This window comes from Symbiopectobacterium purcellii (assembly GCF_019797845.1).
In the GTDB taxonomy this organism is placed as follows: domain Bacteria; phylum Pseudomonadota; class Gammaproteobacteria; order Enterobacterales; family Enterobacteriaceae; genus Symbiopectobacterium; species Symbiopectobacterium purcellii.
In genome coordinates, this window is sequence record NZ_CP081864.1 from 1,838,674 (window position 1) to 1,863,771 (window position 25,098).

General features: G+C 51.6%; 23 protein-coding genes and 6 pseudogenes. 21 read left to right on the top strand and 8 right to left on the bottom strand.

The annotated features are described in order from the left end of the window. Positions 1-2 precede the first annotated feature (2 nt). From rimK to rlmC, 8 genes and pseudogenes are all read left to right on the top strand, one after another. Positions 3-899 (top strand): annotated as a pseudogene (gene rimK / locus K6K13_RS08590) (30S ribosomal protein S6--L-glutamate ligase). Positions 900-988: 89 nt separating this feature from the next. Next, entirely contained in the window at positions 989-1,468 is a 480-nt protein-coding gene (locus tag K6K13_RS08595) for a YbjN domain-containing protein (RefSeq protein WP_222161021.1), read from the top strand. A gap of 384 nt (positions 1,469-1,852) precedes the next feature. Next, positions 1,853-2,962, top strand: coding sequence for a spermidine/putrescine ABC transporter substrate-binding protein PotF (gene potF, locus K6K13_RS08600; protein WP_222160417.1), 1,110 nt, complete (start codon positions 1,853-1,855; stop codon positions 2,960-2,962). A 160-nt stretch (positions 2,963-3,122) separates the two neighbouring features. After that, complete coding sequence (gene potG, locus K6K13_RS08605; protein WP_222160418.1) at positions 3,123-4,256, top strand: putrescine ABC transporter ATP-binding subunit PotG; 1,134 nt, start codon at positions 3,123-3,125, stop codon at positions 4,254-4,256. Positions 4,257-4,268: 12 nt separating this feature from the next. Continuing rightward, positions 4,269-5,247: pseudogene (gene potH / locus K6K13_RS08610) on the top strand (putrescine ABC transporter permease PotH). After that, positions 5,244-6,089 carry a putrescine ABC transporter permease PotI gene (potI, locus tag K6K13_RS08615; protein WP_196906831.1) on the top strand — a complete coding sequence of 282 codons (846 nt, stop codon included), beginning with the start codon at positions 5,244-5,246 and terminating at the stop codon, positions 6,087-6,089. The pseudogene potH and the gene potI overlap by 4 nt, the downstream one beginning before the upstream one ends. A 79-nt stretch (positions 6,090-6,168) precedes the next feature. Continuing rightward, positions 6,169-6,645 carry a YbjO family protein gene (locus K6K13_RS08620; protein ID WP_222160419.1) on the top strand — a complete coding sequence of 159 codons (477 nt, stop codon included), beginning with the start codon at positions 6,169-6,171 and terminating at the stop codon, positions 6,643-6,645. A 74-nt stretch (positions 6,646-6,719) separates the two neighbouring features. Beyond that, positions 6,720-7,847 carry a 23S rRNA (uracil(747)-C(5))-methyltransferase RlmC gene (rlmC, locus tag K6K13_RS08625; RefSeq protein ID WP_222160420.1) on the top strand — a complete coding sequence of 376 codons (1,128 nt, stop codon included), beginning with the start codon at positions 6,720-6,722 and terminating at the stop codon, positions 7,845-7,847. A gap of 60 nt (positions 7,848-7,907) precedes the next feature. On the opposite strand, the gene artJ (K6K13_RS08630) is transcribed toward rlmC, so the two are convergent. From artJ (K6K13_RS08630) to artP, 5 genes are all read right to left on the bottom strand, one after another. Continuing rightward, complete coding sequence (gene artJ / locus K6K13_RS08630; protein WP_222160421.1) at positions 7,908-8,639, bottom strand: arginine ABC transporter substrate-binding protein; 732 nt, start codon at positions 8,637-8,639, stop codon at positions 7,908-7,910. 175 nt (positions 8,640-8,814) lie between these two features. After that, the gene (gene artM / locus K6K13_RS08635) at positions 8,815-9,483 is read right to left on the bottom strand and encodes an arginine ABC transporter permease ArtM (protein WP_222160422.1); all 669 of its coding nucleotides are present in this window, start codon (positions 9,481-9,483) and stop codon (positions 8,815-8,817) included. After that, the gene (artQ, locus tag K6K13_RS08640) at positions 9,483-10,199 is read right to left on the bottom strand and encodes an arginine ABC transporter permease ArtQ (RefSeq protein ID WP_222160423.1); all 717 of its coding nucleotides are present in this window, start codon (positions 10,197-10,199) and stop codon (positions 9,483-9,485) included. The genes artM and artQ overlap by 1 nt, the downstream gene beginning before the upstream one ends. 9 nt (positions 10,200-10,208) lie before the next feature. After that, positions 10,209-10,940: an arginine ABC transporter substrate-binding protein gene (gene artJ, locus K6K13_RS08645; RefSeq protein WP_222160424.1), complete on the bottom strand. Its 732-nt coding sequence runs from the start codon at positions 10,938-10,940 to the stop codon at positions 10,209-10,211. Positions 10,941-10,960: 20 nt separating this feature from the next. After that, the gene (gene artP / locus K6K13_RS08650; RefSeq protein ID WP_222160425.1) at positions 10,961-11,689 is read right to left on the bottom strand and encodes an arginine ABC transporter ATP-binding protein ArtP; all 729 of its coding nucleotides are present in this window, start codon (positions 11,687-11,689) and stop codon (positions 10,961-10,963) included. 393 nt (positions 11,690-12,082) lie between these two features. Here artP and K6K13_RS08655 point away from each other — a divergent pair, with 393 nt between their 5' ends. Next, positions 12,083-12,895, top strand: a complete 813-nt coding sequence (locus K6K13_RS08655; RefSeq protein WP_222160426.1) for a polysaccharide deacetylase family protein — start codon at positions 12,083-12,085, stop codon at positions 12,893-12,895. A 201-nt stretch (positions 12,896-13,096) separates the two neighbouring features. After that, positions 13,097-14,215, top strand: a complete 1,119-nt coding sequence (locus tag K6K13_RS08660; protein WP_222160427.1) for a glycosyltransferase — start codon at positions 13,097-13,099, stop codon at positions 14,213-14,215. A gap of 1 nt (position 14,216) precedes the next feature. Here the strand turns inward: K6K13_RS08660 and hcr are convergent, their stop codons facing one another. Further along, positions 14,217-15,233, bottom strand: a complete 1,017-nt coding sequence (hcr, locus tag K6K13_RS08665; RefSeq protein ID WP_222160428.1) for an NADH oxidoreductase — start codon at positions 15,231-15,233, stop codon at positions 14,217-14,219. A gap of 59 nt (positions 15,234-15,292) precedes the next feature. Next, positions 15,293-16,945 (bottom strand): hydroxylamine reductase, encoded by a 1,653-nt coding sequence (gene hcp, locus K6K13_RS08670; protein WP_222160429.1) that lies wholly within the window; start codon positions 16,943-16,945, stop codon positions 15,293-15,295. Positions 16,946-17,520: 575 nt separating this feature from the next. Between hcp and K6K13_RS08675 the strand changes: the two genes are divergently transcribed. The 7 genes and pseudogenes from K6K13_RS08675 to K6K13_RS08705 all read left to right on the top strand — a co-directional run bounded on the left by K6K13_RS08675 (position 17,521) and on the right by K6K13_RS08705 (position 23,088). Beyond that, positions 17,521-17,829 (top strand): hypothetical protein, encoded by a 309-nt coding sequence (locus K6K13_RS08675; RefSeq protein ID WP_222160430.1) that lies wholly within the window; start codon positions 17,521-17,523, stop codon positions 17,827-17,829. A gap of 242 nt (positions 17,830-18,071) precedes the next feature. Continuing rightward, complete coding sequence (locus tag K6K13_RS08680; protein WP_222160431.1) at positions 18,072-19,739, top strand: ATP-dependent endonuclease; 1,668 nt, start codon at positions 18,072-18,074, stop codon at positions 19,737-19,739. Positions 19,740-19,880: 141 nt separating this feature from the next. Further along, positions 19,881-20,620 (top strand): annotated as a pseudogene (locus tag K6K13_RS08685) (IS5 family transposase). Between the two features lie 190 nt (positions 20,621-20,810). Then, positions 20,811-21,908 (top strand): annotated as a pseudogene (locus K6K13_RS08690) (IS3 family transposase). Positions 21,909-21,928: 20 nt separating this feature from the next. Then, positions 21,929-22,213: pseudogene (locus K6K13_RS08695) on the top strand (RHS repeat-associated core domain-containing protein); the annotation flags it as partial. Between the two features lie 125 nt (positions 22,214-22,338). Further along, entirely contained in the window at positions 22,339-22,614 is a 276-nt protein-coding gene (locus tag K6K13_RS23545; RefSeq protein ID WP_222160432.1) for an HNH/ENDO VII family nuclease, read from the top strand. A 9-nt stretch (positions 22,615-22,623) separates the two neighbouring features. Beyond that, a complete protein-coding gene (locus tag K6K13_RS08705; protein ID WP_222160433.1) occupies positions 22,624-23,088 on the top strand; it encodes an SMI1/KNR4 family protein in 465 nt (154 codons plus the stop codon). 52 nt (positions 23,089-23,140) lie between these two features. Here K6K13_RS08705 and K6K13_RS08710 read toward each other — a convergent pair whose 3' ends face one another. Further along, positions 23,141-23,323, bottom strand: a complete 183-nt coding sequence (locus K6K13_RS08710) for a SymE family type I addiction module toxin (RefSeq protein ID WP_252120457.1) — start codon at positions 23,321-23,323, stop codon at positions 23,141-23,143. A 17-nt stretch (positions 23,324-23,340) separates the two neighbouring features. Here K6K13_RS08710 and K6K13_RS08715 point away from each other — a divergent pair. From K6K13_RS08715 to ybiA, 4 genes and pseudogenes are all read left to right on the top strand, one after another. Then, positions 23,341-23,907, top strand: a pseudogene (locus tag K6K13_RS08715) (RHS repeat-associated core domain-containing protein); the annotation flags it as partial. 27 nt (positions 23,908-23,934) lie between these two features. After that, positions 23,935-24,312: a DUF7587 domain-containing protein gene (locus K6K13_RS08720; protein ID WP_222161241.1), complete on the top strand. Its 378-nt coding sequence runs from the start codon at positions 23,935-23,937 to the stop codon at positions 24,310-24,312. After that, positions 24,309-24,647, top strand: a complete 339-nt coding sequence (locus K6K13_RS08725) for a hypothetical protein (RefSeq protein WP_222160434.1) — start codon at positions 24,309-24,311, stop codon at positions 24,645-24,647. The genes K6K13_RS08720 and K6K13_RS08725 overlap by 4 nt, the downstream gene beginning before the upstream one ends. 1 nt (position 24,648) lies before the next feature. Then, positions 24,649-25,095, top strand: a complete 447-nt coding sequence (ybiA, locus tag K6K13_RS08730; RefSeq protein ID WP_222160435.1) for a riboflavin biosynthesis intermediates N-glycosidase — start codon at positions 24,649-24,651, stop codon at positions 25,093-25,095. Positions 25,096-25,098: the final 3 nt, after the last annotated feature.

Genomic DNA, 25,098 nt, shown 5'->3' on the forward strand with positions numbered 1-25,098 from the left:
TGATGAAGATCGCCATTTTATCTCGGGACGGCAGTCTGTACTCCTGCATGCGGCTGCGTGAGGCCGCAGAGGCGCGCAAGCACGTTGTCGATATTATTGACCCGCTCTCGTGCTACATGAACATCAACTCTGCTGCGCCCACGGTGCATTATCGCGGCCGCCAGTTGGTAAAATACGATGCGGTAATTCCACGCATCGGCTCGCAAATTACCTTTTAAGGCACCGCAGTGTTGCGCCAGTTTGAAATGCTGGGAAGCTTTGCGTTGAACAATGCGCTCTCAATCACCCGTGCGCGCGACAAGTTGCATTCGCTGCAACTGCTGGCGCGCGAGGGTATCGATTTGCCTATTACCGGTTTTGCGCATTCACCGGACGATACCAGCGACTTGATCGATATGGTGGGCGGTGCACCGCTGGTGGTTAAACTGGTGGAGGGCACTCAGGGGATTGGTGTGGTGTTGGCGGAAACGCGTCAGGCGGCTGAGAGCGTGATTGATGCGTTTCGCGGCCTGAATGCACACATTCTGGTTCAGGAGTATGTGCGCGAGGCGCAGGGGAGAGATATCCGCTGTCTGGTGATTGGCGATAAAGTGGTCGCGGCCATCGAACGTCAGGCCAAAGAAGGGGATTTCCGTTCCAGTTTGCACCGCGGCGGCACCGCGCGCCCAGTCATTATCACTGAGCGTGAGCGTGCCATTGCGGTGAAAGCGACGCAAACGCTGGGGTTGAGCGTGGCGGGCGTGGATATTTTGCGCGCAACGCGTGGGCCGCTGGTGATGGAGGTAAACGCCTCTCCCGGTCTGGAAGGGATTGAACGAACCACCCAACTGGATATTGCCGACATGATGATGGCGTTCATTGAGCAGCATGCATGCAACGGAGTATCGCCAGCAAGATAGGCAATCCCGCTTTTCTATTGGTATCGCGCGCAAATTTTACGTAAGCTAGTAAGGTTTTTACGTTACAGGTGCAAATGAGGCAAACTATGATGGATTCACTCATCGTTCCGGATCTGAATCTGCTGCGGCGGTGGTTGGATCAACTCAATATTCTCTATTTTGAATGTGACTCCTGTCAGGCGTTGCATTTGCCCCATATGCAGAATTTCGATGGCATTTTCGATGCCAAGGTCGATCTGGTAGACGGCGTTGTTTTATTTTCTGCATTGGCCGAGGTGAAGCCCAGCGCCTTGATTTCGCTGGCGGGTAACCTGAGCCAAATTAATGCCAGTTCATTGACGGTGAAAGCCTTTCTTGATGTGCAAGACGATAATCTGCCAAAGCTTATCGTTTGTCAGACTCTCGATGTGGCGGCCGGCGTGGTCATTGAGCAGTTCCGCCACTTTATGCAGCAATCAGAAGAGCAGATCTCCATGGTTATTCTGGAAGCCTGTGCTAACAATATGCTGTTTCTCGGTGAAGAAGAAGAGACCTCTCCTGCGCGCACTCTGTCACACAGTCTGCATTGATTCTGTTGCTGCCTGTGGGCAGCAATCATTTTTTCTTATTTTTCCGTTACCTTTGGTTTATTCTGCTAAAAATCTTTTTCTCGATATATTCCACCGCCCAGAGTAAAGACTTCCCGCTCACCGCGCCAACTCCTGCATAATTAATCGATAAAAGCCGTTTTTTACGTTGTACATATAGCACCGCGAACACGAGGCGGTTATGCTAACTTCCTGTGACCGTCAGGCGATGACAATGCATTTATGTCTGTGTGTACTATGATTATTTTTAGTGCATAGCCATTCAACATCCCCGTCCGTCGGCGCGAAAAATTCAGGTATGTGTCCGGTATCGTCCTGATACGGATTTTATTCCATGATTCACCCCTGGTATGGAGGAAGGAACGGATGTTCACCCAACGTAAAACATGGCTCTCGGGTGTTGTTGCCGGCTTGATGATGGCCGCGTCCGTCACCGCATCTGCGGAAGAAAAAACGCTGCATGTGTATAACTGGTCAGATTACATTGCGCCGGACACCCTGAGCAATTTCCAGAAAGAAACAGGCATCAAAGTCGTTTATGACGTGTTTGACTCCAACGAAGTGTTGGAAGGCAAATTGATGGCAGGCAGCACCGGTTTTGACCTGGTCGTGCCTTCTGCCAGCTTTCTTGAGCGCCAACTTGCCGCCGGCGTTTTCCAGCCGCTGGATAAAAGCAAGCTGCCTAACTACAAAAACCTCGATCCTGAGCTGATGAAGCTGATTGCTCAGCACGATCCTGACAACAAATATGCGATTCCCTATCTGTGGGCCACCACGGGGATCGGTTTTAACATCGATAAAGTCAAAGCTGCGTTGGGTGCAGATGCGCCAATCGATAATTGGGATCTGGTGTTGAAGCCGGAGAATCTTGAAAAACTGAAAAGCTGTGGCGTGGCTTTCCTGGATGCACCAGAAGAGATTTTCGCGACGGTGCTGAATTATCAGGGGAAAGATCCGAACAGCACCAAGGCTGATGATTACAGCAAAGGTGCGACTGACCTGTTGCTGAAATTGCGCCCGAGCATCCGCTATTTTCACTCTTCGCAGTACATTAACGATCTGGCCAACGGCGACATTTGCGTTGCTATCGGCTGGGCCGGAGACGTGAAACAGGCGGCTAACCGCGCCAAAGAAGCAAATAACGGTGTGAACATCGGCTACAGCATTCCGAAGCAAGGCGCTCTGGCATTTTTTGACGTGCTCGCCATGCCAACAGATGCCAAAAACAAAGAGGAAGCTTACCAATTCCTTAACTACCTAATGAAACTGGAAGTGATTGCCAATATCAGCAATTACGTCTTCTATGCCAACGGTAACAAAGCTTCCGTTCCGCTGGTTGATGAAGCGGTGCGTAACGATCCGGGCATCTTCCCGCCGGATGACGTGCGTGCCAAGCTGTTTACGCTCAAAGTGCAATCACCGCAGATTGATCGCGCGCGTACACGTGCCTGGACCAAGGTAAAAAGCGGTAAGTAACTGTTTTTGTACATTGAGATTATGTGATAATCCGCAGGCGGCTAATCCCCGCCTGTTTGTGCTGTATGTGGTGTAACGCACGGAGAGAGGGTGGCTGTCGCAGGCCCTTCTCCACCGTGGGTTATTCGTTTGTTCTGCTTTTGCCGGAGAGCAATGCTAAGTGAATGATGCAATTTCCCGTCCCCAGCCTAAAACGCAAAAGGCCGTAACGCCACTGTTGGAAGTGCGCAATTTGACCAAATCCTTTGACGGTCAGGCGGCAGTGGATGATGTGAGTCTGACAATCTACAAAGGTGAAATTTTCGCGCTGCTGGGGGCTTCCGGCTGCGGTAAATCCACCTTATTGCGTATGTTGGCCGGTTTTGAACACCCCACTCAGGGGCAGATTGTGCTGGATGGACAGGATCTGTCGCTGGTGCCGCCCTATCAGCGCCCCATCAATATGATGTTTCAGTCCTATGCCCTGTTTCCGCATATGACGGTTGAGAAGAATATTGCCTTTGGTTTGAAGCAGGACAAGCTGTCGCGTGCTGAAATTAAAGACCGTGTGGAAGAGATGCTGACGCTGGTGCATATGCAGGAGTTTGCCGGACGCAAACCCCATCAGCTATCCGGTGGTCAGCGCCAGCGCGTGGCACTGGCACGCAGTTTGGCGAAACGCCCGAAACTGCTGCTGCTGGATGAACCGATGGGCGCACTGGACAAAAAGCTGCGCGACCGTATGCAACTGGAAGTGGTGGATATTCTTGAACGTGTCGGCGTGACCTGCGTGATGGTGACCCACGATCAGGAAGAAGCGATGACCATGGCCGGGCGCATTGCCATCATGAATCGCGGAAAGTTTGTACAAATCGGTGAGCCGGAAGAGATTTACGAACACCCGACCACGCGTTTCAGTGCCGAATTTATCGGCTCGGTCAATATGTTTGAAGGGTTGCTGAAAGAGCGCCAGGACGATGCGTTGATCATTCAGAGCCCTGGGCTGGTACATCCGCTGAAAGTGAATACCGATGTGTCTGTGGTGGATGGCGTTCCGGTGCATGTTGCATTGCGCCCCGAAAAAATCATGCTGTGTGAAGAGGTGCCCGAAGACGGCTGTAACTTCGCTGTCGGTGAAGTGGTGCATATCGCTTATCTGGGCGATTTGTCGATTTACCATGTGCGTCTCAACAGTGGGCAGATCATCAGTGCCCAGTTGCAAAATGCTTACCGCTATCGCAAAGGCGCACCCACCTGGGGTGATGAAGTGCGCTTGTGTTGGGAAGCGGACAGCTGTGTGGTGTTGACGGTGTGATAGGGCGAGATAATGACCATGTTTCCTGAACATAACCTTTCGGATGGCAAAGCGGCGGAACCACCGGATGTGCCGCGCAGTCCTCTGCGCCAGTTGTTGACACAGTGGCACCTGAAATACGGGCGCAAACTGGTGATTGCGCTGCCGTATATCTGGCTTATCTTGCTGTTTATGCTGCCGTTCCTGATTGTTTTCAAAATCAGTCTGGCAGAAATGGCGCGCGGTGCCACCCTATACCGATTTGCTCTCCTGGGCGGATGATAAGCTCGATATCACCCTCAATCTGGGCAACTATCTTCATCTGCTCGATGACCCGCTCTATTTCGAAGCCTATTTGCAGTCGCTGAAAGTCGCTGCGGTGTCGACGGTGCTCTGCCTGATCATTGGCTATCCACTGGCATGGGCGGTCGCGCACAGCCAGCCCTCTACGCGCAACATTTTGCTGCTGTTAGTTATACTGCCTTCCTGGACCTCGTTTCTTATCCGCGTATATGCCTGGATGGGAATACTGAAGAACAACGGGATATTGAATAATTTTCTGCTGTGGTTGGGCGTCATTGATGAGCCGTTGATCATCCTCCATACCAATCTGGCGGTGTATATCGGTATCGTCTACTCCTATCTGCCGTTTATGGTGTTGCCCATATATACCGCCTTGACCCGACTGGATTATTCGCTGGTGGAAGCCTCACTGGATTTGGGCGCGCGTCCGTTGAAAACCTTTTTCCACGTAATTGTGCCGCTGACCAAGGGCGGTATTATCGCCGGTTCCATGCTGGTGTTTATCCCGGCGGTGGGGGAGTACGTGATCCCTGAGCTGTTAGGTGGTCCAGACAGCATCATGATTGGCCGTATCCTGTGGCAGGAGTTCTTTAACAACCGTGACTGGCCGGTAGCGTCTGCGGTAGCGACCATTATGCTATTGCTGCTGATTGTGCCCATCATGTGGTTCCACAAGCATCAGAACAAAAGTGCGGGAGATCAGGCATGAATAATTTACCTGTGGTTCGTTCTCCGTGGCGTACCCTGATTCTGGTTATCGGCTTTACCTTTCTGTATGCGCCGATGCTGATGCTGGTGATTTACTCTTTCAACAGTTCCAAATTGGTGACGGTGTGGGCGGGGTGGTCGACCCAATGGTACAGCGCACTGTTCCATGACAGCGCCATGATGACTGCCGTGGCATTAAGTCTGACTATTGCTGCCGCCTCCGCCACCATGGCGGTGGTGCTCGGCACGCTGGCGGCGGTGGTGATGGTGCGTTTTGGCAGTTTTCGCGGCTCTAACGGCTTTGCGTTTATGCTGACGGCGCCGCTGGTAATGCCTGATGTGATCACTGGTTTGTCGTTGCTGCTGCTGTTTGTTGCCTTGGGACATGCTATCGGCTGGCCCTCCGAGCGCGGCATGCTGACCATCTGGTTGGCCCATGTGACCTTCTGTACCGCCTATGTCACCGTAGTAATTAGTGCACGGCTGCGCGAACTGGATCGCTCCATTGAGGAGGCCGCAATGGACTTGGGGGCGGCGCCGCTCAAAGTGTTTTTCATCATCACCGTGCCGATGATTGCGCCAGCGCTGGTTTCCGGCTGGCTGCTGGCGTTTACGCTGTCGCTGGACGATCTGGTGATCGCCAGTTTCGTTTCCGGACCGGGGGCTACCACGCTGCCGATGCTGGTGTTCTCCAGTGTGCGAATGGGCGTTAATCCACAAATTAACGCGCTGGCATCGCTGATATTATTGGTGGTAGGTGTGATTGGCTTGATTGCCTGGTGGTTTATGGCACGCGCGGAGAAGCAGCGCATTCGTGATATGCAGCGAGCCAGACACGGTTGAGTGAAGTGGTAAGGATATAAACTGCACAGCGCCACCCCTTCGGTGTCGCTGTTGTCTCTGTAAAGGAAACCGATTAACGATGCTGCCAAGCAAGAAGACACTGGTTGCTCAAGGCAATTATGCCCCTGTCGCTGTGACAGTCGCGGGCATCGGTATTATTGCCACTTGTGTACTGAGCCTGGTGATGCTGCTGTGGGATCTGGGATTAAGCAGTTTTGGTGGCTGGATTGGCAGTAGTGCCGAGTCTTGGGATTCAACGCTGGTGCTATTGGCCGCATTGGTGATTCTCTGCTTTGAAGTGCGCTGCGGGGTGGCGGTGATGGCAGGGAAAAACTGGGGGCGTTGGGGCTACCTTATTGCTCAGGGGGCGATCTCTGGCTACATGTTGCTGGCCTCCTTTAGCGATTTTTTGCCTGATATTTTCCACTTTAGTGGAGAGACCAACTGGGACGTTCTGCACCAGTTCGCCACACAGCGTCTGCCCGACGTATTGGTGGTTTTTTTGCTTTTTGTACCTCATCGCAGCCGCCGCTATTTTCAACGTCGCGCCGCATAGTTCTGTGGCACTATAAGACATCGTGCCTGACGGTGCTATAATGCCGCCCCGACTTTATTGACTCCTCTTCTCCTATGCAGTGTGCACGATATACCGAAGGCAGTTGCCGCTCCTGCCAGTGGCTGGAAAAACCTTATACGCAGCAGCTTTCTGACAAGCAGCAACAATTGGCTGAACTGCTAGACCAACAGACGGTGGGCACCTGGCTGCCCGTGGTTCCCTCGCCGCAGCAGGCCTTTCGCAACAAGGCCAAAATGGTGGTGAGCGGTAGCGTTGAACGCCCGGTGTTCGGTATCCTGCGTCAAGACGGCAGCGCGGTCGATTTGTGTGACTGTTCACTCTATCCGGCATCGTTCGCGCCGGTGTTTTCTGTGCTCAAGACCTTCATTGCGCGCGCCGGGCTGACGCCCTACCAGGTGGCCCGGCGACGTGGTGAATTAAAATATCTGCTGCTGACGGAAAGTCGCCTGCGCGGTGAGTTTATGCTGCGCTTCGTGTTGCGCTCAAAAACCAAACTGGTGCAGTTACAACAAGCGCTTCCCTGGTTACAGCAGCAGTTACCGCAGTTGGCGGTGATTTCAGCCAATATCCAGCCGGTTCATCAGGCGATTCTGGAAGGGGAAGAGGAGATTGCGCTGACGGAAAACCAAATGCTGGAAGAGGCATTCAATCAGGTGCCCCTTTTCCTACGTCCGCGCGGTTTCTTTCAAACCAACCCGCACGTCGCTGCGACACTCTACGCCACGGCGCGTGACTGGGTTGCTGCGTTGCCGGTGACCAGCATGTGGGATCTGTTTTGCGGCGTCTGTGGTTTTGGGTTGCACTGTGCCACGCCAGACATGCCCCTGACCGGGATTGAAATCAGCGCCGAGGCTATCGCCTGTGCGCAGCGTTCCGCCACACAGCTCGGGCTGACGCAGGTGACATTTCAGGCGCTGGACTCCACACAATTTGCCACTGGCAAAGCCAGTGCGCCGGATCTGGTGCTGGTGAATCCGCCCCGACGCGGCATTGGGCGAGAACTGTGTGCCTATCTGAGCCAGATGGCCCCGGCGTATATCCTCTACTCAAGCTGTAATGCGCAGACCATGGCGAGTGATATCAGCCTGTTGCCGGGATACCAGATTGTCCAGGTGCAGCTGTTCGATATGTTCCCGCATACTGCGCACTATGAGGTGTTGACGCTGTTGCGGCGTGAGTAACTCTGGGGGGATTCGGGCAAAAAAAAAGCGCCCGAGGGCGCTTTTTGACCAGACGCTGACTTACTGCGGGAAACATTTGTCGTTAATGGCCTTATAGGTGCCATCTGCTTTGATGGCTTCCAGCGCGCCGTTCAATTTTGCCAGCAGGGCTTTGTCATCAGGGCGAACGGCGATACCGAGACCGGTACCGAAATATTCCGCGTCAGTCACGTGTTCGCCAACGGTTGCCAGCTCCGGATTGTTCTTGATCCATTCATTGACCACCGCCGTATCACCGAAAACGCCGTCGATGCGTCCGTTTTTCAAATCCAGCACCGCATTTTGATAGCTGTCGTAGGACACGGTCTGCACTTCCGGGTGCTTGTCATTCATAAATTTCTGGTGTGTGGTACCGTTTTCCATCCCGATGCGCTTGCCCTTCATGGCGGCAAAATCACTGAATTTGCCTTTCTGCGCGATAACCACGGCCGAGTTGGCATAATAGGGTTGGGTAAACGCCACTTGCTTGCTGCGTTCTGGCGTGATGTCCATTTCGGAGATCACGGCATCGTAACGACGGAATTTCAGCGCCGGGATCAGACTGTCGAAAGCCTGGTTGGTGAAGGTGCAGTTAGCTTGCATCTGTTTGCACAGGGCTTTCGCCAGATCCATATCGAAGCCGACGATCTCGTTGTTGGCATCGAGAGATTCAAACGGTGGATAGGTGGCGGAGGCGGCGAAACGGATAGTGTCTGCGGCGTTAGCGCCGAATGCCATACCTGCCAGTAACGTGGCGACCACGAATTTTTTCATGTTGTGCTCCAATGATTTTTTTTAATTTTTCCTGCGGCATGCTTCCCGCTCAACGGCAATTACATTGCCATTAAGTGAATTGGTATGCAAATAAAATGATTAAAAATACATTTGAGTGATGATAAAACAGACAAAAAAAACAGGCCGAAGCCTGCTTTTTATCGTACAAACTGGATCAGTTACGGTGTTCAAACGCCAGTGCGCGTCGTTCGATAAGTCGCATCAGTAATGTCAGCAAGCCATTGACACACAAATAAATAATCCCTGCGGTGCCGAACACGGCCACATCATAGGTACGGCCATACATCAGTTGACTATACCCCATCACCTCCATCAGCGTGATGGTGTAAGCCAGTGAGGTGCTTTTAAACACCAACATCACTTCGTTTGAATAGGACGACAGAGCACGTTTAAAGGCATAGGGCAGCAAAATACGCAACGTTTGTGCAGGCGACATACCCAGCGCCGCGCAGGATTGCCACTGCCCGGAAGGGATGGCGCGCAACGCACCGTAAAACAGTTGCGTAGTGTAGGCCGCGCTGTTCAATGCCAGCGCAATCATGGCGCACAGCCAGGGCTGGGAGAGTAAGTGCCACAACCACGGGATCTGCTGGATTGCCGGAAACTGGCCCGGACCATAGTAGATCAGGAATATTTGCACCAGCAGCGGTGTACCAGTAAACAGGGTGATGTACGCCCGAGACAGCAGGGACAACACCGGTGTTTTTAACGCCAGCACTGCCGTCAACACCAAAGAGATAACCAGTGCAGCAATCAGCGCCACCAGCGTAAGGCTCAGACTGGTGTGCAACCCTTTGAGCAATTCAGGTAAGTAGGCGAGCATCAGGACGGCCTCCGTTCAAAGCGCGTAGTACGCAGTTCGATACGTTTGAGGACGTATTGACTCAACAAGGTAATTACCAGATAAATCGCTGCCGCAATCACATACCAGGTAAAAGGCTCCTGGGTGCGTGTGGCGATGCTCTTGGTTTGCAGCATCAGATCGTTCACGCTAATCAATGACACCAATGCGGTATCTTTCAGTAACACCAGCCATTGGTTGCCGAGGCCGGGCAGGGCATGACGCCACATTTGCGGCATGATCAGGCGAAAGAAGATGGCTGCTTTACTCAAGCCCAAGGCTTGCCCTGATTCGCGCTGCCCTTGAGGAACCGCTTTCAGCGCGCCGCGCAGCGTTTGTGACGCATAGGCTGCATACAACAGCGCCAACGCAATCACACCGCACAGAAATGGGCTGACTTCAAACGTCTCAATGTTTAACCTGATGGTAAGCTCTGTACCACCAACACTCAGCGTAAAGCCATCCGCCAGGATCAGCAGCAACTGTGATGAACCAAAATAGATAAACAGCACCACCAGAATTTCCGGCAGACCGCGTAGCAGCGTCACTAGCGCTGTGCCACTCCAGGCAACGGGTTTCCAACGTGCCATTTCCCAGACGGCAAACAGCATCGCCAGAATCAAACCGAGTACCAGTGCACAAACGGCAAGGCCGACGGTCATGCCGGCGGCGCTTGCAAGAGGATGAAATTCAATCATTGAGCGAGATTACTGCTGAAACCATTTGTTGTAGATGGACTGATAAGTGCCATCCTGTTTGACTTTGTCCAGTGCATCATTGAAGCGTTTGACCAGCGCATCGTTACCCTGACGCACCGCAATGCCCAAACCGATACCAAAGTAGTTTTTATCCGTCACGCTAGTGCCTACGGTAGTCAACTGGTCGTTCTGTTTCAGCCACTCATTCACCACGGCGGTGTCACCGAATACCGCGTCCAGACGGCCGCTTTTCAGATCCAAAATGGCATTCTGATAGCTGTCATAAGGCACTGTCGTCACATCTTTGTGTTGGTCCAGCAGGTATTTTTGGTGAGTAGTACCGTTCTGCACGCCGACGCGTTTACCTTTCAGGGCACTGATATCGGCCACTTTGCCTTTCTGTGCGATAAACAGCGCTGAGTTGTCGTAGTAAGGCTGGCTAAAGGTCACCTGTTGCTGGCGTTCCGGGGTAATATCCATCCCGGCCATAACGGCTTCATAACGACGGAATTTAAGCCCTGGGATCAAGCTGTCAAAGGCCTGGTTGCTGAATGTACAGGTCGCGTTCATCTCTTTGCACAGCGCGTTAGCAAGATCGACGTCAAACCCTTGGATCTTGTTATCATCGCCCACGAATTCGAACGGAGGGTAAGAGGCTTCAGTCGCGAAACGGATGGTTTCTGCGGCGCTGGCGGCAACGCTGGCGCTGGCGAGGAGTGCTGCAACGAGTAATTTTTTCATTGTCATTTCCATCTTGTTCATCAATGAGAAAGATAACTGGCGAATTCAGCGGTTTGCGGCGCGGTAAAGTGGCTCGCATCACCCTGTTCGACAATACGGCCATTTTCCATGTACACCACACGGCTGGCTGTTTTACGTGCAAAATCCACTTCGTGCGTGACGATAACCTGAGTGATGCCGGTTTGCGCCAGTTCCTGAATAATACCGACCACCTGTGCTGTGATTTCAGGATCGAGGGCAGCCGTAGGTTCATCGAACAGCAGTACCTGAGGTTCCATCATCAGTGCGCGGGCAATCGCTACGCGCTGCTGTTGCCCACCGGACAAATGCAGGGGGAAACGATCGGCAAAATCGCGCAGGCGTAAACGTGTTAACAGTTTGTCGGCACGTACCAACGCCTCGTCTTTGCTCAACCCCAATACCCGACAAGGTGCTTCGGTAAGGTTTTGTGTGACAGTCAGGTGTGGCCAGAGATTGTATTGCTGAAACACCATGCCGACATTGCGGCGCAGCTCGCGAATGGCTCCGTCACTCGGCGGTTGCGCAAACGTAAACTGGTTGCCTGAGATGGCAAGCGTGCCTGAACGCGGCATTTCCAGCAAGTTCAATACGCGCAGCAGCGAGCTTTTCCCCGCGCCGCTGGGACCCAATAACACCAGCGTTTCGCCAGCTGGACAATCAAGGGTGACATCGAATAGCGCCTGATGCGCGCCATAGAAACAGTTAATGCTGTTTAGTTGAATACTCATGCGCAAGAATTGAATATACATTGATGCCGCGAATGTTAACGTCGGCAGGATACTTATGCAATCGCCGTGGGTTAAAATTTGCTGATTAGCGGACTAATGGATAAATAATAGCACAAAATATCGGTTAAGCGGCGGGGTGGCTGTAATTGTCGGGACCGAAGGATAACAGACAGCAAATCTACCCGTAGCGGCGACTATCATGCTGCGGTTTAGCGCCGATAGCATCAAAAATCACAGGTTATGAATGCGTTGTAGTGATGAATTGTTGAAGTTGTTTGTGGCAGGATTAATAGTTTTTATATTTTTGGTTATGACGTTGGCGCTTCGAGAGTGGCAGCAAGCTGCGCCTGTGAACAAGCGCATACAGAAAAGAGCGTAAAAGAGCGTAATAGAATGAATGCCAGTGCAATTCCTATCCTGATGTATCACCACGTAGGCCCTAAACCTGGGTTGGTGACACTGTCGCCTGACACCTTTATTGAACAGATGACCTGGCTGGCGCGTGCCGGGTGGAAAACCGTGACCGCGGCGGAATTGGAAGGATTTTACCGTGGAGAGCCTTTGCCACGTAAAAGTGTGATGATCACCTTTGACGACGGTTATTTAGACAATTGGGTTTATGCGTTTCCGGTGCTAAAACGTCTTGGGCTGCAGGCGCATATTTTTCTGATTACCGGCCAGATTGGCGATGGACCCGTACGCGAACTTACGGAGATTTCTTTCTCTCACAAAGCCTGTGAGGAAAAAGTCGCTACAGGCCATGCCGACGATGTCATGCTGCGCTGGTCTGAAATTGAAGAGATGCAAGCCAGTGGGGTCGTCGAGTTTCACGCGCATACCCATACGCATCAGCGCTGGGACTGGCAAATCACCGATCCTGCCGAGCGCCATCGCGCATTGGAAACCGATCTGCGCCTGTGTCGTGAAACGCTGCTTGCGCGACTGGGGTCGTGCAGCCGCCATTTTTGCTGGCCTATGGGTTTTTATAACCACGATTACGCAGCCATTGCTCAAGCGCAAGGGTTTGACTATCTCTATACCACAGAGCGCCGCATGAACATGCCGCAGCATCTCACCTGGCGTTTGGGACGAATCAGTACCAAAGAGCGAGAAGACACCTCCTGGCTTAAGTGGCGACTGTTTATGTATACCACACCGGTTATTTCTTCATTATTTGCTTTACATAAAGGTCAGCGTTATACCTGAGATGCTTTTGATGGAATCACAACGTGCCCAGAATAATGTTCCTGGGCATTTTATGTATTTATTTACCGAAAATACGCTTCTGTATAAAAAGTATTTACCATCCGTTTAGTTTCGCTCTCATAAAATTACGCCAGACATTATACGCACCGTGCATATCCTCGTTTGAGGGTAAGGTGTTGCTTGTTTTTATTAGGTTTATTTATGAGAAAACGCATTCTCTACACGGAATCCTCTAAGCATGTAGGCGGGCAGGAATTGCAGGCGATGATGCAATTACATGCCTTGCAACATTTAGGCTTTGAGGTGCTATTGGCATGTCGTCCGGAAAGTGAAGTTGCCACACTTGCCGCTGAAAAACATATTCCAATATACCCGATTACATTTAGAAATAGTTATCATTTTCCCTCGCTGTGGCGTTTCAGACAGCTTATTAATGAATATCATCCCTTATTTGTCGTCAGCCACAGTGGGCATGATGCAAATATTGCAGAGCTGGCAACCAAGTTGGCCTGGAGCAAACCAACGCTCGTGCGGCAAAAAACTTATTTGACCAGCAGGATTAAACCGTTTAGCACCAATTATCTGGCGGATCAGGTGGTGGTGCCCAGCAGTGGCATGAAGCGCGCGATGGTGGCGGGTGGCTGTCGAGATGAAAAAATTGAGGTGGTCGCACCCGGGTTTGACTTTGCTACCTTACATGCCCAAAGCGAACGACCCTTGCCTGTATCTGTGCAATGTTGGTTGGAGGCCAGTACGTCGCCAGTTATTGTTCAGGTTGGTATGCTGCGCGGTGAAAAAGGGCATGATACTGCGCTGGCCGCGTTGGCTGCGCTCAAGCAGTCAGGTCATGCGTTTCGTTACCTGATCGTCGGTGATGGCCCGGAATACAAGGTTATCAACACGATGATCGCGCGCTATGGCTTGCAAGATAACGTAATGATGGCGGGTAAGCTGTTTCCGGCAGCGGCCGTCTACCGGCATGCAGATCTGGTGTTGATGCCTTCACGTAATGAGTCATTTGGGATGGCGCTGGTTGAGGCGATGTATTTTGGCGTCCCGGTGATGGCGAGCGACGTGGGAGGCATCCCGGATGTTATCCGCCATCAGGAAAACGGCGTATTGTTGCCGTGCGATGATGTTGCGGCCTGGCAGAACGCGATTGCTGATTTCCTTGTACATCCTGAATCTTACCGGCAGAGGGCCAGCCACGCCTGCGATGACGTGGTGTTGCGCTACTCTATCGATGCCTGCGTCAAAAAAATTATCGCATTGGCCTATAAGGAGCCCACACCCACGGTTGCGGGTGTGGCTACACCTTAGGTTACGCCAGTACCGTATCGCCGTGCAGTTGGCAATTGCACGCCAGCACATAGCCTTGAGCAATCTCGTCCGCTGTCAGTGTCATGGTGCTACTGGTAGTGTAATCACCGGAAAGCACTTTGGTTTTGCAACTGCCGCATACACCGGCACGGCAGGCGGCATTAACCGGTATTTTATGGCTTTCCAGCGCGGCTAACAGGCTGATGCCCACTGGAACTCGCAGCGTATTGAGCGGCTGACGGATGGTCAACGTCAACTGCTCGCCGTCTTCTTCCAGTGATTCAGCGCCAATCTGGAACTGCTCTTTGTAAAAACGCGTTGCGGGGACACCTGCGTCAGCGACCAATGCGGCAACGTGCTGCATATAAGGGGCCGGACCGCAGGTCATCACAATGCGCTGTGCCAGATCCGGCACCGCCTGTTTCAGTAGCTCAGGGGTTAACCTTCCGGCGAGAAAACTGGGCTCGGCGTCAAACTCGGCGACCAACGTCAGCGTTAACTGTGATGGATAGTGCTCTGCAAGGTGCTGCCACTCTGCGGCGAAAATCACCTGCTGTGGGTTACGAACATTAAAGATCACCTGCAAATAAGTGTCAGGACGCTGTGCCAGTAACCAGCGGCTCATCGACATGATGGGCGTAACGCCACAGCCTGCGGCCAGCATCAGATAACGTTCCTGTTCGCCATGACCCGCATCGACGCAGGTGAATTCGCCCTGCGCATCGGAAAGCCACAGGTAGTCACCGGGTTTGACCTGCTGCGTCAGCCAGCCTGAGCCTGTGCCCTGTTCTAACCGCCGCACCGTCAGCGTGATGAACGGGCTTAAGCCTGGCGTTGAGGAGAGGGTATAGGCGCGCAGGGTGTCGGGGTCGTTGGCAATGCACACCAGCGCATACTGCCCCGGACGATAGGGGTAGAAATCGTGATTAATCAGCGAAAGTGTCCAGACGTCAGGGGTTTCCTGATGAATGGAGTGAACTTGCATGCGGTTCGGGCATGCGGCGGTTGGTTGTGTCATGTGTGCTCTCCAAACAGCACAAGCGACGCGTTGCCGCGCCGCTTGTTATCCTATTGCTCTCAAGCGGACAGAATGGTGTTGATGTCTTCTTCTACGGTGGTAATCGAGCGCATACCGAATTTTTCGTTCAGCACGGCCAGCAGGTTATCCGTTAGGAAGCCGGGGGCAGTAGGGCCGGTTCTGATGTTTTTCACGCCCAGCGACAGCAGTGTGAGCAGAATGACGATGGCTTTTTGCTCAAACCAGGAGAGTATCAGGCTCAATGGCAGATCGTTCACGCCACAGCCCAGTTTTTCCGCCAGTTTCACGGCCAGAATGATGGCTGAGTAGGCATCGTTACACTGACCGACATCGAGCAGACGCGGTAACCCTTCCAGTGTGCCAAAATCCAACTTGTTAAAGCGATATTTACCGCATGCCAGCGTCATGATCAGGCAGTCATCCGGAACACTAAGGGTGAAATCGGTGAAATAGCTGCGTTCGCTGCGGCTACCGTCACATCCCCCCACCAGGAACACATGACGCAACTTACCTGCAGCCACCAAGTCGATCACGGTATCTGCCGCGCTGAGCAGGGTCTCACGCCCTAAACCGACGGTGATGTTGTGCTCAATTTCATTGTACGGGAAACCGGCCAGGCCTTGTGCCTGAGCAATAATCTGGCTGAAATCATCGCCTTCCAGGTGGTTGACGCCCGGCCAGCCGACAATGCTGCGCGTCCAGATTCGATCGCCGTAGTTCCCGACATTCGGGTCGATGATGCAGTTGGAGGTCATCACGATAGGGCCTGGGAACTTGGCAAATTCAACCTGCTGGTTCTGCCAGCCGCTGCCGTAGTTACCCACCAGATGCGAGAATTTTTTCAACTCGGGATAGCCGTGCGCAGGTAACATTTCACCGTGGGTGTAAATATTAACGCCAGTGCCTTCGGTCTGTTCCAACAGCATCCGCAGGTCTTTCAAATCGTGACCGGAAATCAGAATAGCCTTGCCTGCCACCGGGCGCACGTTGACCTGGGTCGGGTGGGGATGGCCGTAGGCGTCGGTTTCACCTTTATCGAGGATCGCCATCACGTTAAAGTTCATTTTGCCAATCGCCATGGCGTTGTTCAGCAGCGTATCCATGTCGCTCGGCTGTGTACCCAGCCAGGCCATTAACGCGTGGAACTCGGCATAAATAGTGTCATCGTATTGGCCGAGTACGTGAGCATGCTCCATATAGGCGGCGGCCCCTTTCAGGCCGTACAGGCACAGCATACGCAAACCGTGCAGGTCAGCACCGATCGTGGCTTTATCATGATCCAACGCGAATTGACTCGCCTGCTGTACCAGCGTTGGAATATCGCTGCCCGCCAGTTGCAGTTCAGACAGCGGGTGATCAACGCAGGCATCCGCTTCGAGCAGACGGCAGCGTGTTTTCAGTCCGTGACGCAGTTGGATTGCCTCTTGTGCGTAACCGATAATTCTCTGCGAATCAAAGTTGACGTTGGTCAGCGTGGCGAAGAAGGCGCGAGGGACGAAGTTATCGACCGTATGATCGATGATATCCAGTGAACGGGCTTTCAGTGCCCAGGCAGATAGCCCCTGTAATACGGCGACCAGCAGGTCTTGCAAATCGGAGGTTTCGGCGGTTTTACCGCACATGCCTTGCGCATAGGCGAAACCGTTTCCAGCCGGGGTACGGATGGTTTGCTCACATTGCACACAAAACATAACGTTATCCTTTTTTAAAGTTGCATTTATAATGCTTGTTTTGAAGCATAGTGACTTACCCTTCAGTAAAAAAGGCTTTTTACATGCAACTTCAGGTAAATTTGATGTAGCGCAATTTTCATCTTGGCGGATGAAAATACGTCTCAATTCAGTCTGTTTGCGCAGGAGCGCGCGCGCACGGAGAGTAACGCCTACTTTATGAAAGGGGGGGTTACCGCTTTCACGTAGAGTAGCTGCCTCTAAATAATCTGTGGTAGAGGAGTTCTGTTGCCTATGCGAGATGTTAGCGCTGAGGGGAACCGCGTTTGCAAGCAGTTTGAAGATCTTGCGATGCCCTGATATCGATAAATAGCATGCACAACGCGTTGGCTGAAAAACCTCACTATGGTGCACAAGGCGCATTCTACAAAATTTGTGCAGAGGCTAAACACCTTGAGGCCCGGTGTCACAGATTGACTGAGAGTGAAATTGACACGTTACTCAACATACGCGTGCGACCATACTCTACGCATGGCAGGACTATCTCGGTTCAGTACCAATACCCGATAGACGATTTGACGTTAAACGATGGCATCATGGAGATCGTAGAGGCATTTTGTAAGAAACTGACGGCGATGACCATGCGCCAGGAACCGTCATCGTGCCCGACGCTGTGCTACCGGTACCAATACAATATCTGCATTGAGCTGCGCTCGTTTGATGCGCAAGCCGAAGTGATTTTTCAGGCGAGTAACCTTTGCACATTATCCCAGCTCAGTGATTTTTATGCCTGTGCGTACCAACTCTATAATGAACTAGCGATTCCGCAACGCATTTACCTGACCACCATGATGGTCAAATTACACCGGTTTTGGCGCGCGCATCCGCCCGCCAACCTTGATTGACAGGCAGGAGGTCGATAACACCATTCGATCTTATGTGACGCTGCTGCGTTCAGGCACTGATGTGCTGGCGTACTGTAAGGCTGCGAAGAGAAACTCGTGTGGTGAAGCAAGTTCGAACCCGTAAGGGATCACAGAAAAGGTATCTGCCGGATGACACTGGCGTCGGGGTAAAGCACGCTGGTTAAGGTATACAATGAAAACAGCGCTGTGCAGTTGTACAGCCCAAACATCAGGAGGTGTGCATGTACCTTGAAAGCGTGGAGGTTGTTGGATTCCGCGGCATCAATCGTCTGTCACTGGTACTGGAGCACAATACGGTCTTGATTGGGGAAAATGCCTGGGGCAAGTCGAGTCTGTTGGATGCCTTGTCTCTGCTGCTGTCGCCGGCATTGCCGCTGTATCACTTTTCGTTGCAGGATTTCCACTTTACGCCCGGCGATGAAGCGAGTCGGGAACATCACTTGCAGGTTATCTTCACCTTCTGTGAAAGTGGCGTCGGGCATCACCTTGGGCCGCGTTACCGTGGCCTGGCACCGGTTTGGGTCAGGGGCGAGGGGCGATTACAGCGTATTTTTTACCGTCTGGAAGGTGAAGTGGATGACAGCGGTGCGGTGTGTACCTGGCGCAGTTTTCTTGACGCGGATGGGCAGCCGCTGGCGCTGGAAAACATTGATGCGTTGGCGCGTGAACTCATTCGTTTGCACCCGGTTTTGCGGCTGCGCGATGCGCGTTTCACCCGGCGCAAGCGGGTCGATGTCATACCGCTGCCGGTGCGGGACAGTAACAGCGACGACCTGACTCAACACCTCAACCAACTGATGCAGGAACTGACTCGCAACCCGCAGCGGCTGACCGATCAGGATCTGCGTCAAGGGATTGTGGCGATGCGTCAACTGCTGGAGCATTACTTTTCCGAACAGGACGATGACGGTTTCACGCCGCGCCATCCCCGCCATGCGCGTGCGCACAACGGAAAATCCTGGCGCTCACTGGATAATATCAACCGGATGCTAAGCGATCCCAATAGTCGCAGTCGCCGTATCATTCTTCTTGAACTGTTTTCGACGCTGTTGCAGGCGAAAGGCGCAGTATCACTGGATACGGAATCGCGTCCACTGTTGCTGGTAGAAGATCCTGAAACACGATTGCACCCGATCATGCTGTCGGTTGCCTGGGAGTTGCTGATGCACTTGCCCTTGCAAAAAGTCACCACCACCAATTCCGGCGATCTGCTGTCGCTGGTGCCGGTGGAGCAAGTGTGCCGCCTGGTGCGGGAGTCCTCGCGGGTGGCGACTTACCGTATCGGCAAGCAAGGGATGAGCCCTGAAGACAGCCGCCGTATCGCGTTTCATATCCGCTTTAATCGCCCCTCACCGCTGTTTGCGCGCTGTTGGCTGCTGGTCGAAGGCGAAACGGAAGTGTGGATGCTCAGCGAACTCGGCCGTCAATGTGGACATCACTTCGAGGCAGAAGGGGTGCGCGTCATTGAATTTGCTCAATCAGGGCTACGACCATTGTTGAAGTTTGCACACCGCGTGGGCATCGAGTGGCATGTACTGGTAGACGGCGATGATGCGGGTAAAAAGTATGCTGCCACGGCGCGTAGCCTGTTGACCCAACAGGGGGAAACTGACCGAGACCACATCACAATGCTTTCTGCCCCTGATATGGAACATTTTATGTATCGCAATGGCTATAAGGACGTTTTCCACCGCATTGCACAACTGCCGGAAAATGTGCCGCTCTCGGCCGCGAAAGTGATTGTCAAAGCGATTCACCGCGCCTCAAAACCGGACCTGGCCATCGAAGTGGCAATGGCTGCGGCCGAACGCGGCAATGACGCTATTCCTGTGTTGATTCGCACGCTTTTTTCACGCGTCCTCTGGTTGGCGCGTGGTCGCGCAGATTGAGCCGATTCGCGCGCAGAGAGAGAGGTCAAAATAAAAATGCCGGTTCTAGGGCCTGTTGACAATCATCGCCAAGAACCTGTTTTTTTGTAAAAGAATCTGTTTACATTCTGTCTTTTTTGGAAAAGCAGAATGCCAAGATTGATGCTCAGTGATGACCAATACGAACGGATTAGCCCGTTTTTGCCGGGAAAGGATTCGGATCCGGGACGAACAGCAGCAGATAATCGGCTTTTTGTCGAAGCGGTTTTATGGATCGCCCGAACTGGAAGCCCATGGAGAGATTTACCACCCGATTTCGGACTCTGGAACTGTGTGTACAAACGCTTTGCCAGATGGTCACGGGCAGAAATATGGCATTCCGTTTTTGCTGAACTTGCGGGCGATGCCGATTTCGAGGAAATCTTCATCGACAGCACTATCGTACGGGTTCATCAGCATGCAGCGGGCGCTCCCAAAAAAACGGTGACCAGTCGATTGGTCGTTCTCGCGGGGGATTGACAACCAAGATTCACGCTCTGGTTGATGGGCTGGGCATGCTTGCCCGTTTTAGTTTGACTGGTGGTCAAAAGAGCGACACCAGAGAAGCATTGCCTTTACTTGGTGAATTGAAACCTTCAAGCTTGGCTGCAGACAAAGCCTACGATACGAATGTGATCCTACAATATCTGGAGTCGGTAGGCATTCAGGCTGTCATCCCCAGCAAAGAGAATCGCCGTGAGCAACGCCCACTGGACAAACATCTTTACGCTTCACGCAATTTGATCGAACGTTTCTTTTGCCGTATCAAGCAATTTCGACGCGTAGCTACACGCTTCGACAAACTCTCAAAACGCTTCGCATCATTCGTTGCGCTCGCTGCTGCATTCGTCTGGCTGTGTTAATTGTCAACAGCCCCTAGATTTTGCGCAACAATATTTAAAATCTGTGTGAAATCTTTCAGATAGCGCCCGGTATGGGCGAAGCGCTGACTCAGAAAGATGCGGTGGTGTAGTTGTAAGCATCCCGGTAAACCGAACCATTCACTTTTAGAGATCTTCCGACATACTGATTATGTCCTCTGAGGAGATCGCCATGCGTAAAGCCCGATTCACCGAACACCAGATCATTGCCGTTCTGAAGTCCGTCGAAGCCGGACGTACCGTTAAGGATGTCTGTCGTGAAGCCGGTATTTCTGAAGCCAGCTATTACAACTGGAAAGCGAAGTTTGGCGGTATGGAAACGTCTGATATCAAGAAGATGAAAGACCTGGAGGATGAAAATCGGCGATTAAAACAGATGTTTGCTGATCTCAGCCTTGAATGCCGGGCACTGAAAGACGTTATCGAAAAAAAGCTTTAAAACCAGCGATAAAGCGGGAGCTCGTCAGCTATCTGACGGCACAATTTGCCATGAGCATCCGCCAGGCCTGCAGGACATTATCGCTGAGCAGGACGGTGTATTTTTACCAGCCAGATACCCGGCGCGATGAACCGGTGATCCAGTTGCTGACTGAGCTGGCAGAGCGCTACCCGCGATACGGTTTTAAGAAGTTGTTCCAGTTGCTGCGCAGGCAGGGTAACACCTGGAACCATAAACGCGTTCACCGGATTTATTGCCTGCTGAAACTGAATTTTCGCCGCAAGGCCGGTACGTAACCCGGCGCCACTGGTGACACCTGAGGCACTTAACCAGAGCTGGTCGATAGACTTTATGCATGATGCGCTGGTCTGCGGCAGGCGTTTCCGGACTTTCAATGTGGTGGATGACTTTAACCGCGAAGCCCTCGCAATAGAAATTGATCTGAATATCCCGGCGCAGCGGGTGGTCAGAGTGCTGGACAGGATAGTGGCGAACCGGGGGTATCCGCTGAAACTGAGGATGGACAACGGCCCGGAACTGGTCTCACTGACACTTGCGCAGTGGGCTGAAGAACATGGTGTGGCACTGGAATTTATCAAGCCGGGTAAGCCGACGCAGAATGCGTTTATCGAACGTTTTAACAGGACGTACCGGACAGAAATACTGGATTTTTACCTGTTCAGAACACTGAATGAAGCACGGGAAATTACGGCACGCTGGCTGAATGAATACAACAGCGAGCGTCCCCATGAATCCCTGAATAACCTGACGCCGGAAGAATACCGGCTGATGGCTGAAAAACCGGAACTCTCAAAAAGTGCGTGGAACTAAAACAGGTGTGCTTACATAGTCACTGGCGGGGTGAACAGGTGCTGTGGGGCAATCATCGTGAGGAGCGCCGGCCCATCGCGTTGCGGCGCTATCTGGGCGATGCGTCGAACGAAGAGGTATACTGCGAACTGCGCTATCAGGGGCAGTTGTACGACGCGGAGACAGGGCTTTACTACAACCGGCATCGTTACTATGATGCGGATAGTGGGTAGTATCTCTCGCCGGACCCGATAGGGCTGTTGGGAGGGCTGAGGCCACAGGGATATGTGCATAATCCGCTGGAGTGGGTTGATCCGTTTGGGCTGGATAAGAAAAATAAACGTTGGACGGCCAAATAGGTTAATGGCCGAAAAGTTTATCAGCTTGATGACCTTTTTGATCCAAACCGTGTCGATAAATTTGGAGATAGTAATATAGTAATATTGAAAGAATGCGACAGGGTAATGCGCCAATAGGACATGACGGCAAAGAAATAAACTTGCATCATCTTACTCAAGATGAACCGGGGTCAATGGCAGAAATATCAAGTACTTTCCATAGTGAAAACGATCGTGCCCTTCATATGTATTCAAATCAGTGGGATAAAACGTGGATTGATTCTGACGGAGTAAGGAGAACATATAATAGTGCTCCTCCGTCAATGAATCGTGGTCCTTTTAATCAATGGAAAAAATCGTACTGGAAAACAAGATCACTTGATTTTTAGGAGAAAGATATGAATTTTCTTGCTGAAGCAGAAGAAAAAATGAAAGAGAGCGGTGAGCGGATTCGGTTTACTGGTGGTGTTAGTGAGGAAGAAATAAAAGAGTTTGAAACTTTGCTTGGTGTCGCTTTCCCTGAGTCCTATAAGCTTTTTTTGAAAAAATATGGGGCATTATCTTTTAGTGGTGATACATATTATGGAATTACACGAGATGGTAAAGATGCTAATGAGGTTCCTTGTGTTTATTTTTCAACAAAAGATGCGAGAGAACAGGGTGATATCAGTAATGCAATGATAAAAATCAAATCATCGGGTTATGGACCTTCTTATTCTATAGATACTGATGTAACGGGAAAGGCAGGTGAGCCAGTGGTAGTAGAAACATCTTTAGCTTTTAAAATACATGGTGAAAAAACTATTATTGCGGATAACTTCGGTGAATTTTTCCTCAATCAAATAGAAGAATCTCTAACTTGATTTTTTTGATGTAAAAAGCCGGAAGAGATCTTATGAGCCTTCTGGCTATTGCTTACCTGCCGCAGTCCCATGCGGCGGCTGCCTCGTTCGCCATCCGCTTAACCGCTTGCTGCGTCTGCTGTAGCTGCTTGCGCAGCTGCTGTATCTCATCGCTGTCGGGTATCAGCACGATACAGCCATCGGTAACCCGCACGGTGACGCCAGTGCCGGTGTCAAATCCCCCTCTCTCAGCCACTTGCCGGACAGCTTAAGCGCCGGGTCAGCAAGGTGCGCGAGGGGCAAGCCTCCTCAGAGCAGGCGGTAGCGCGGGTAGCCTATCGCTGGGACGGAGACCAGCTGGTAGGGCAACAGCAGTATCTGGCGGATGGCACTGCGGCACGTACAGTGCAGTGGGTGTATGAACCGGGGAGTTTCCGTTCGCTGGCACAGGTGGAAGAAAAAGGCGATGTTACCCGGCTGCACTATATCGTCACGGATTTGACGGGTACGGCGCGCGAGCTGTGCAGCGAGGAGGGAGAGGTTCACTGGCGGAGTGAACAGGTGCTGTGGGGCAATCATCGCGAGGAGCACCGGCCCATCGCGTTGCGGCGTTATCTGGGTGATGCGTCGAACGAAGAGGTATATTGCGAACTGCGCTATCAGGGGCAGTTGTACGACGCGGAGACAGGGCTTTACTACAACCGGCATCGTTACTATGGTGCGGATAGCGGGTAGTATCTCTCGCCGGACCCGATAGGGCTGGCAGGGGGGATAAGGCCTCAAGGATACGTTCACAATCCGCTCACTTGGGGTGATCCGCTGGGACTGACCTCGAAAGAGGCACAGAGCAATATAGTCTATCGCGCTTTGACAGAGCAAGATGCAGCAAGGTTAGCGCAAGGACAATCTATACAAGGTAAAGCTGTAGATGGAACATGGACGGCAGCTGAGCATGTTGCTAACCAACCGTTGTCAGCTACATCTAAAGCCACAGGGGGGCCACTTAAAAATAGTCCTTGGATATCAACTACAAAAGATCTAGATATAGCAAAAGCATATGATAGCGGTCATGGTATAATTGAAATTGACCTTAACAAGGTGACATCTCAAAGTGTTGAGGTTTGGAAAACAGCTCCAAGAGCAAATGGAGTTAACGGATTGCCTTATCACCGGTCTATTTGGGCCCAAGAAGTCACAGTATTTAAAGAAATCCCCAACTCAGCTATAAAAGGTGTGATTAAATGATCGTGGAAAAGGATAATGCTTTAGAGCTTCTAAAAGAGAAAGGGACGAGGTTTATTTATCCTTTGAAAATGGGAGGGGAGATTATTGAGCCTGCATTCTCAGAGCTACTTACTGTTGCTGAGGAACTTACAAAGTTATATAAGAATGAAGAGCTGATTCCGAAAAAAATTCTTTTAGAGCTTTATTTGATTTCTGTTGGAATAGATTGTGAAAATTATCATATCAAACAGGAGTTGTTATCTAATATGTCTGAATTCATAATGCGTTGTTTTAATATGCTTATTTCGGGTGAGTCTGTGGATGATGTTAAGGCTAGTGGTCCGAGAATAATTTGATATGAATGATGTAATTTTATTTTACAGGGTTAATGATTCTTATGGGATATTTTCTAACTTTTATAATGTGGGGTTTTACGTTAATGACACCCATTGGCGAACGGTTGAACATTATTTTCAGTCTCAAAAATTTGATAATGACTCGTTGAAAGTAAAAATAAATAATTTAATCTCGCCTATGGATGCGGCTAAATTAGGACGAGATAGAACTCTTCCATTAAGAGATGATTGGGATGATGTTAAAGATAGTATTATGCGCTTTGCGGTTATGGAAAAATTCAAGCAAAATGCGGATGCGAGAAAAATTCTGCTATCTACAGGCAATGCACGACTCGTTGAGCATACCAAAAATGATGCATACTGGGCTGATGGCGGAGATGGAACGGGTAAGAATATGCTTGGAATAATACTTATGGAAACAAGAGAATTGTTACGACAAAGCATGTGACGT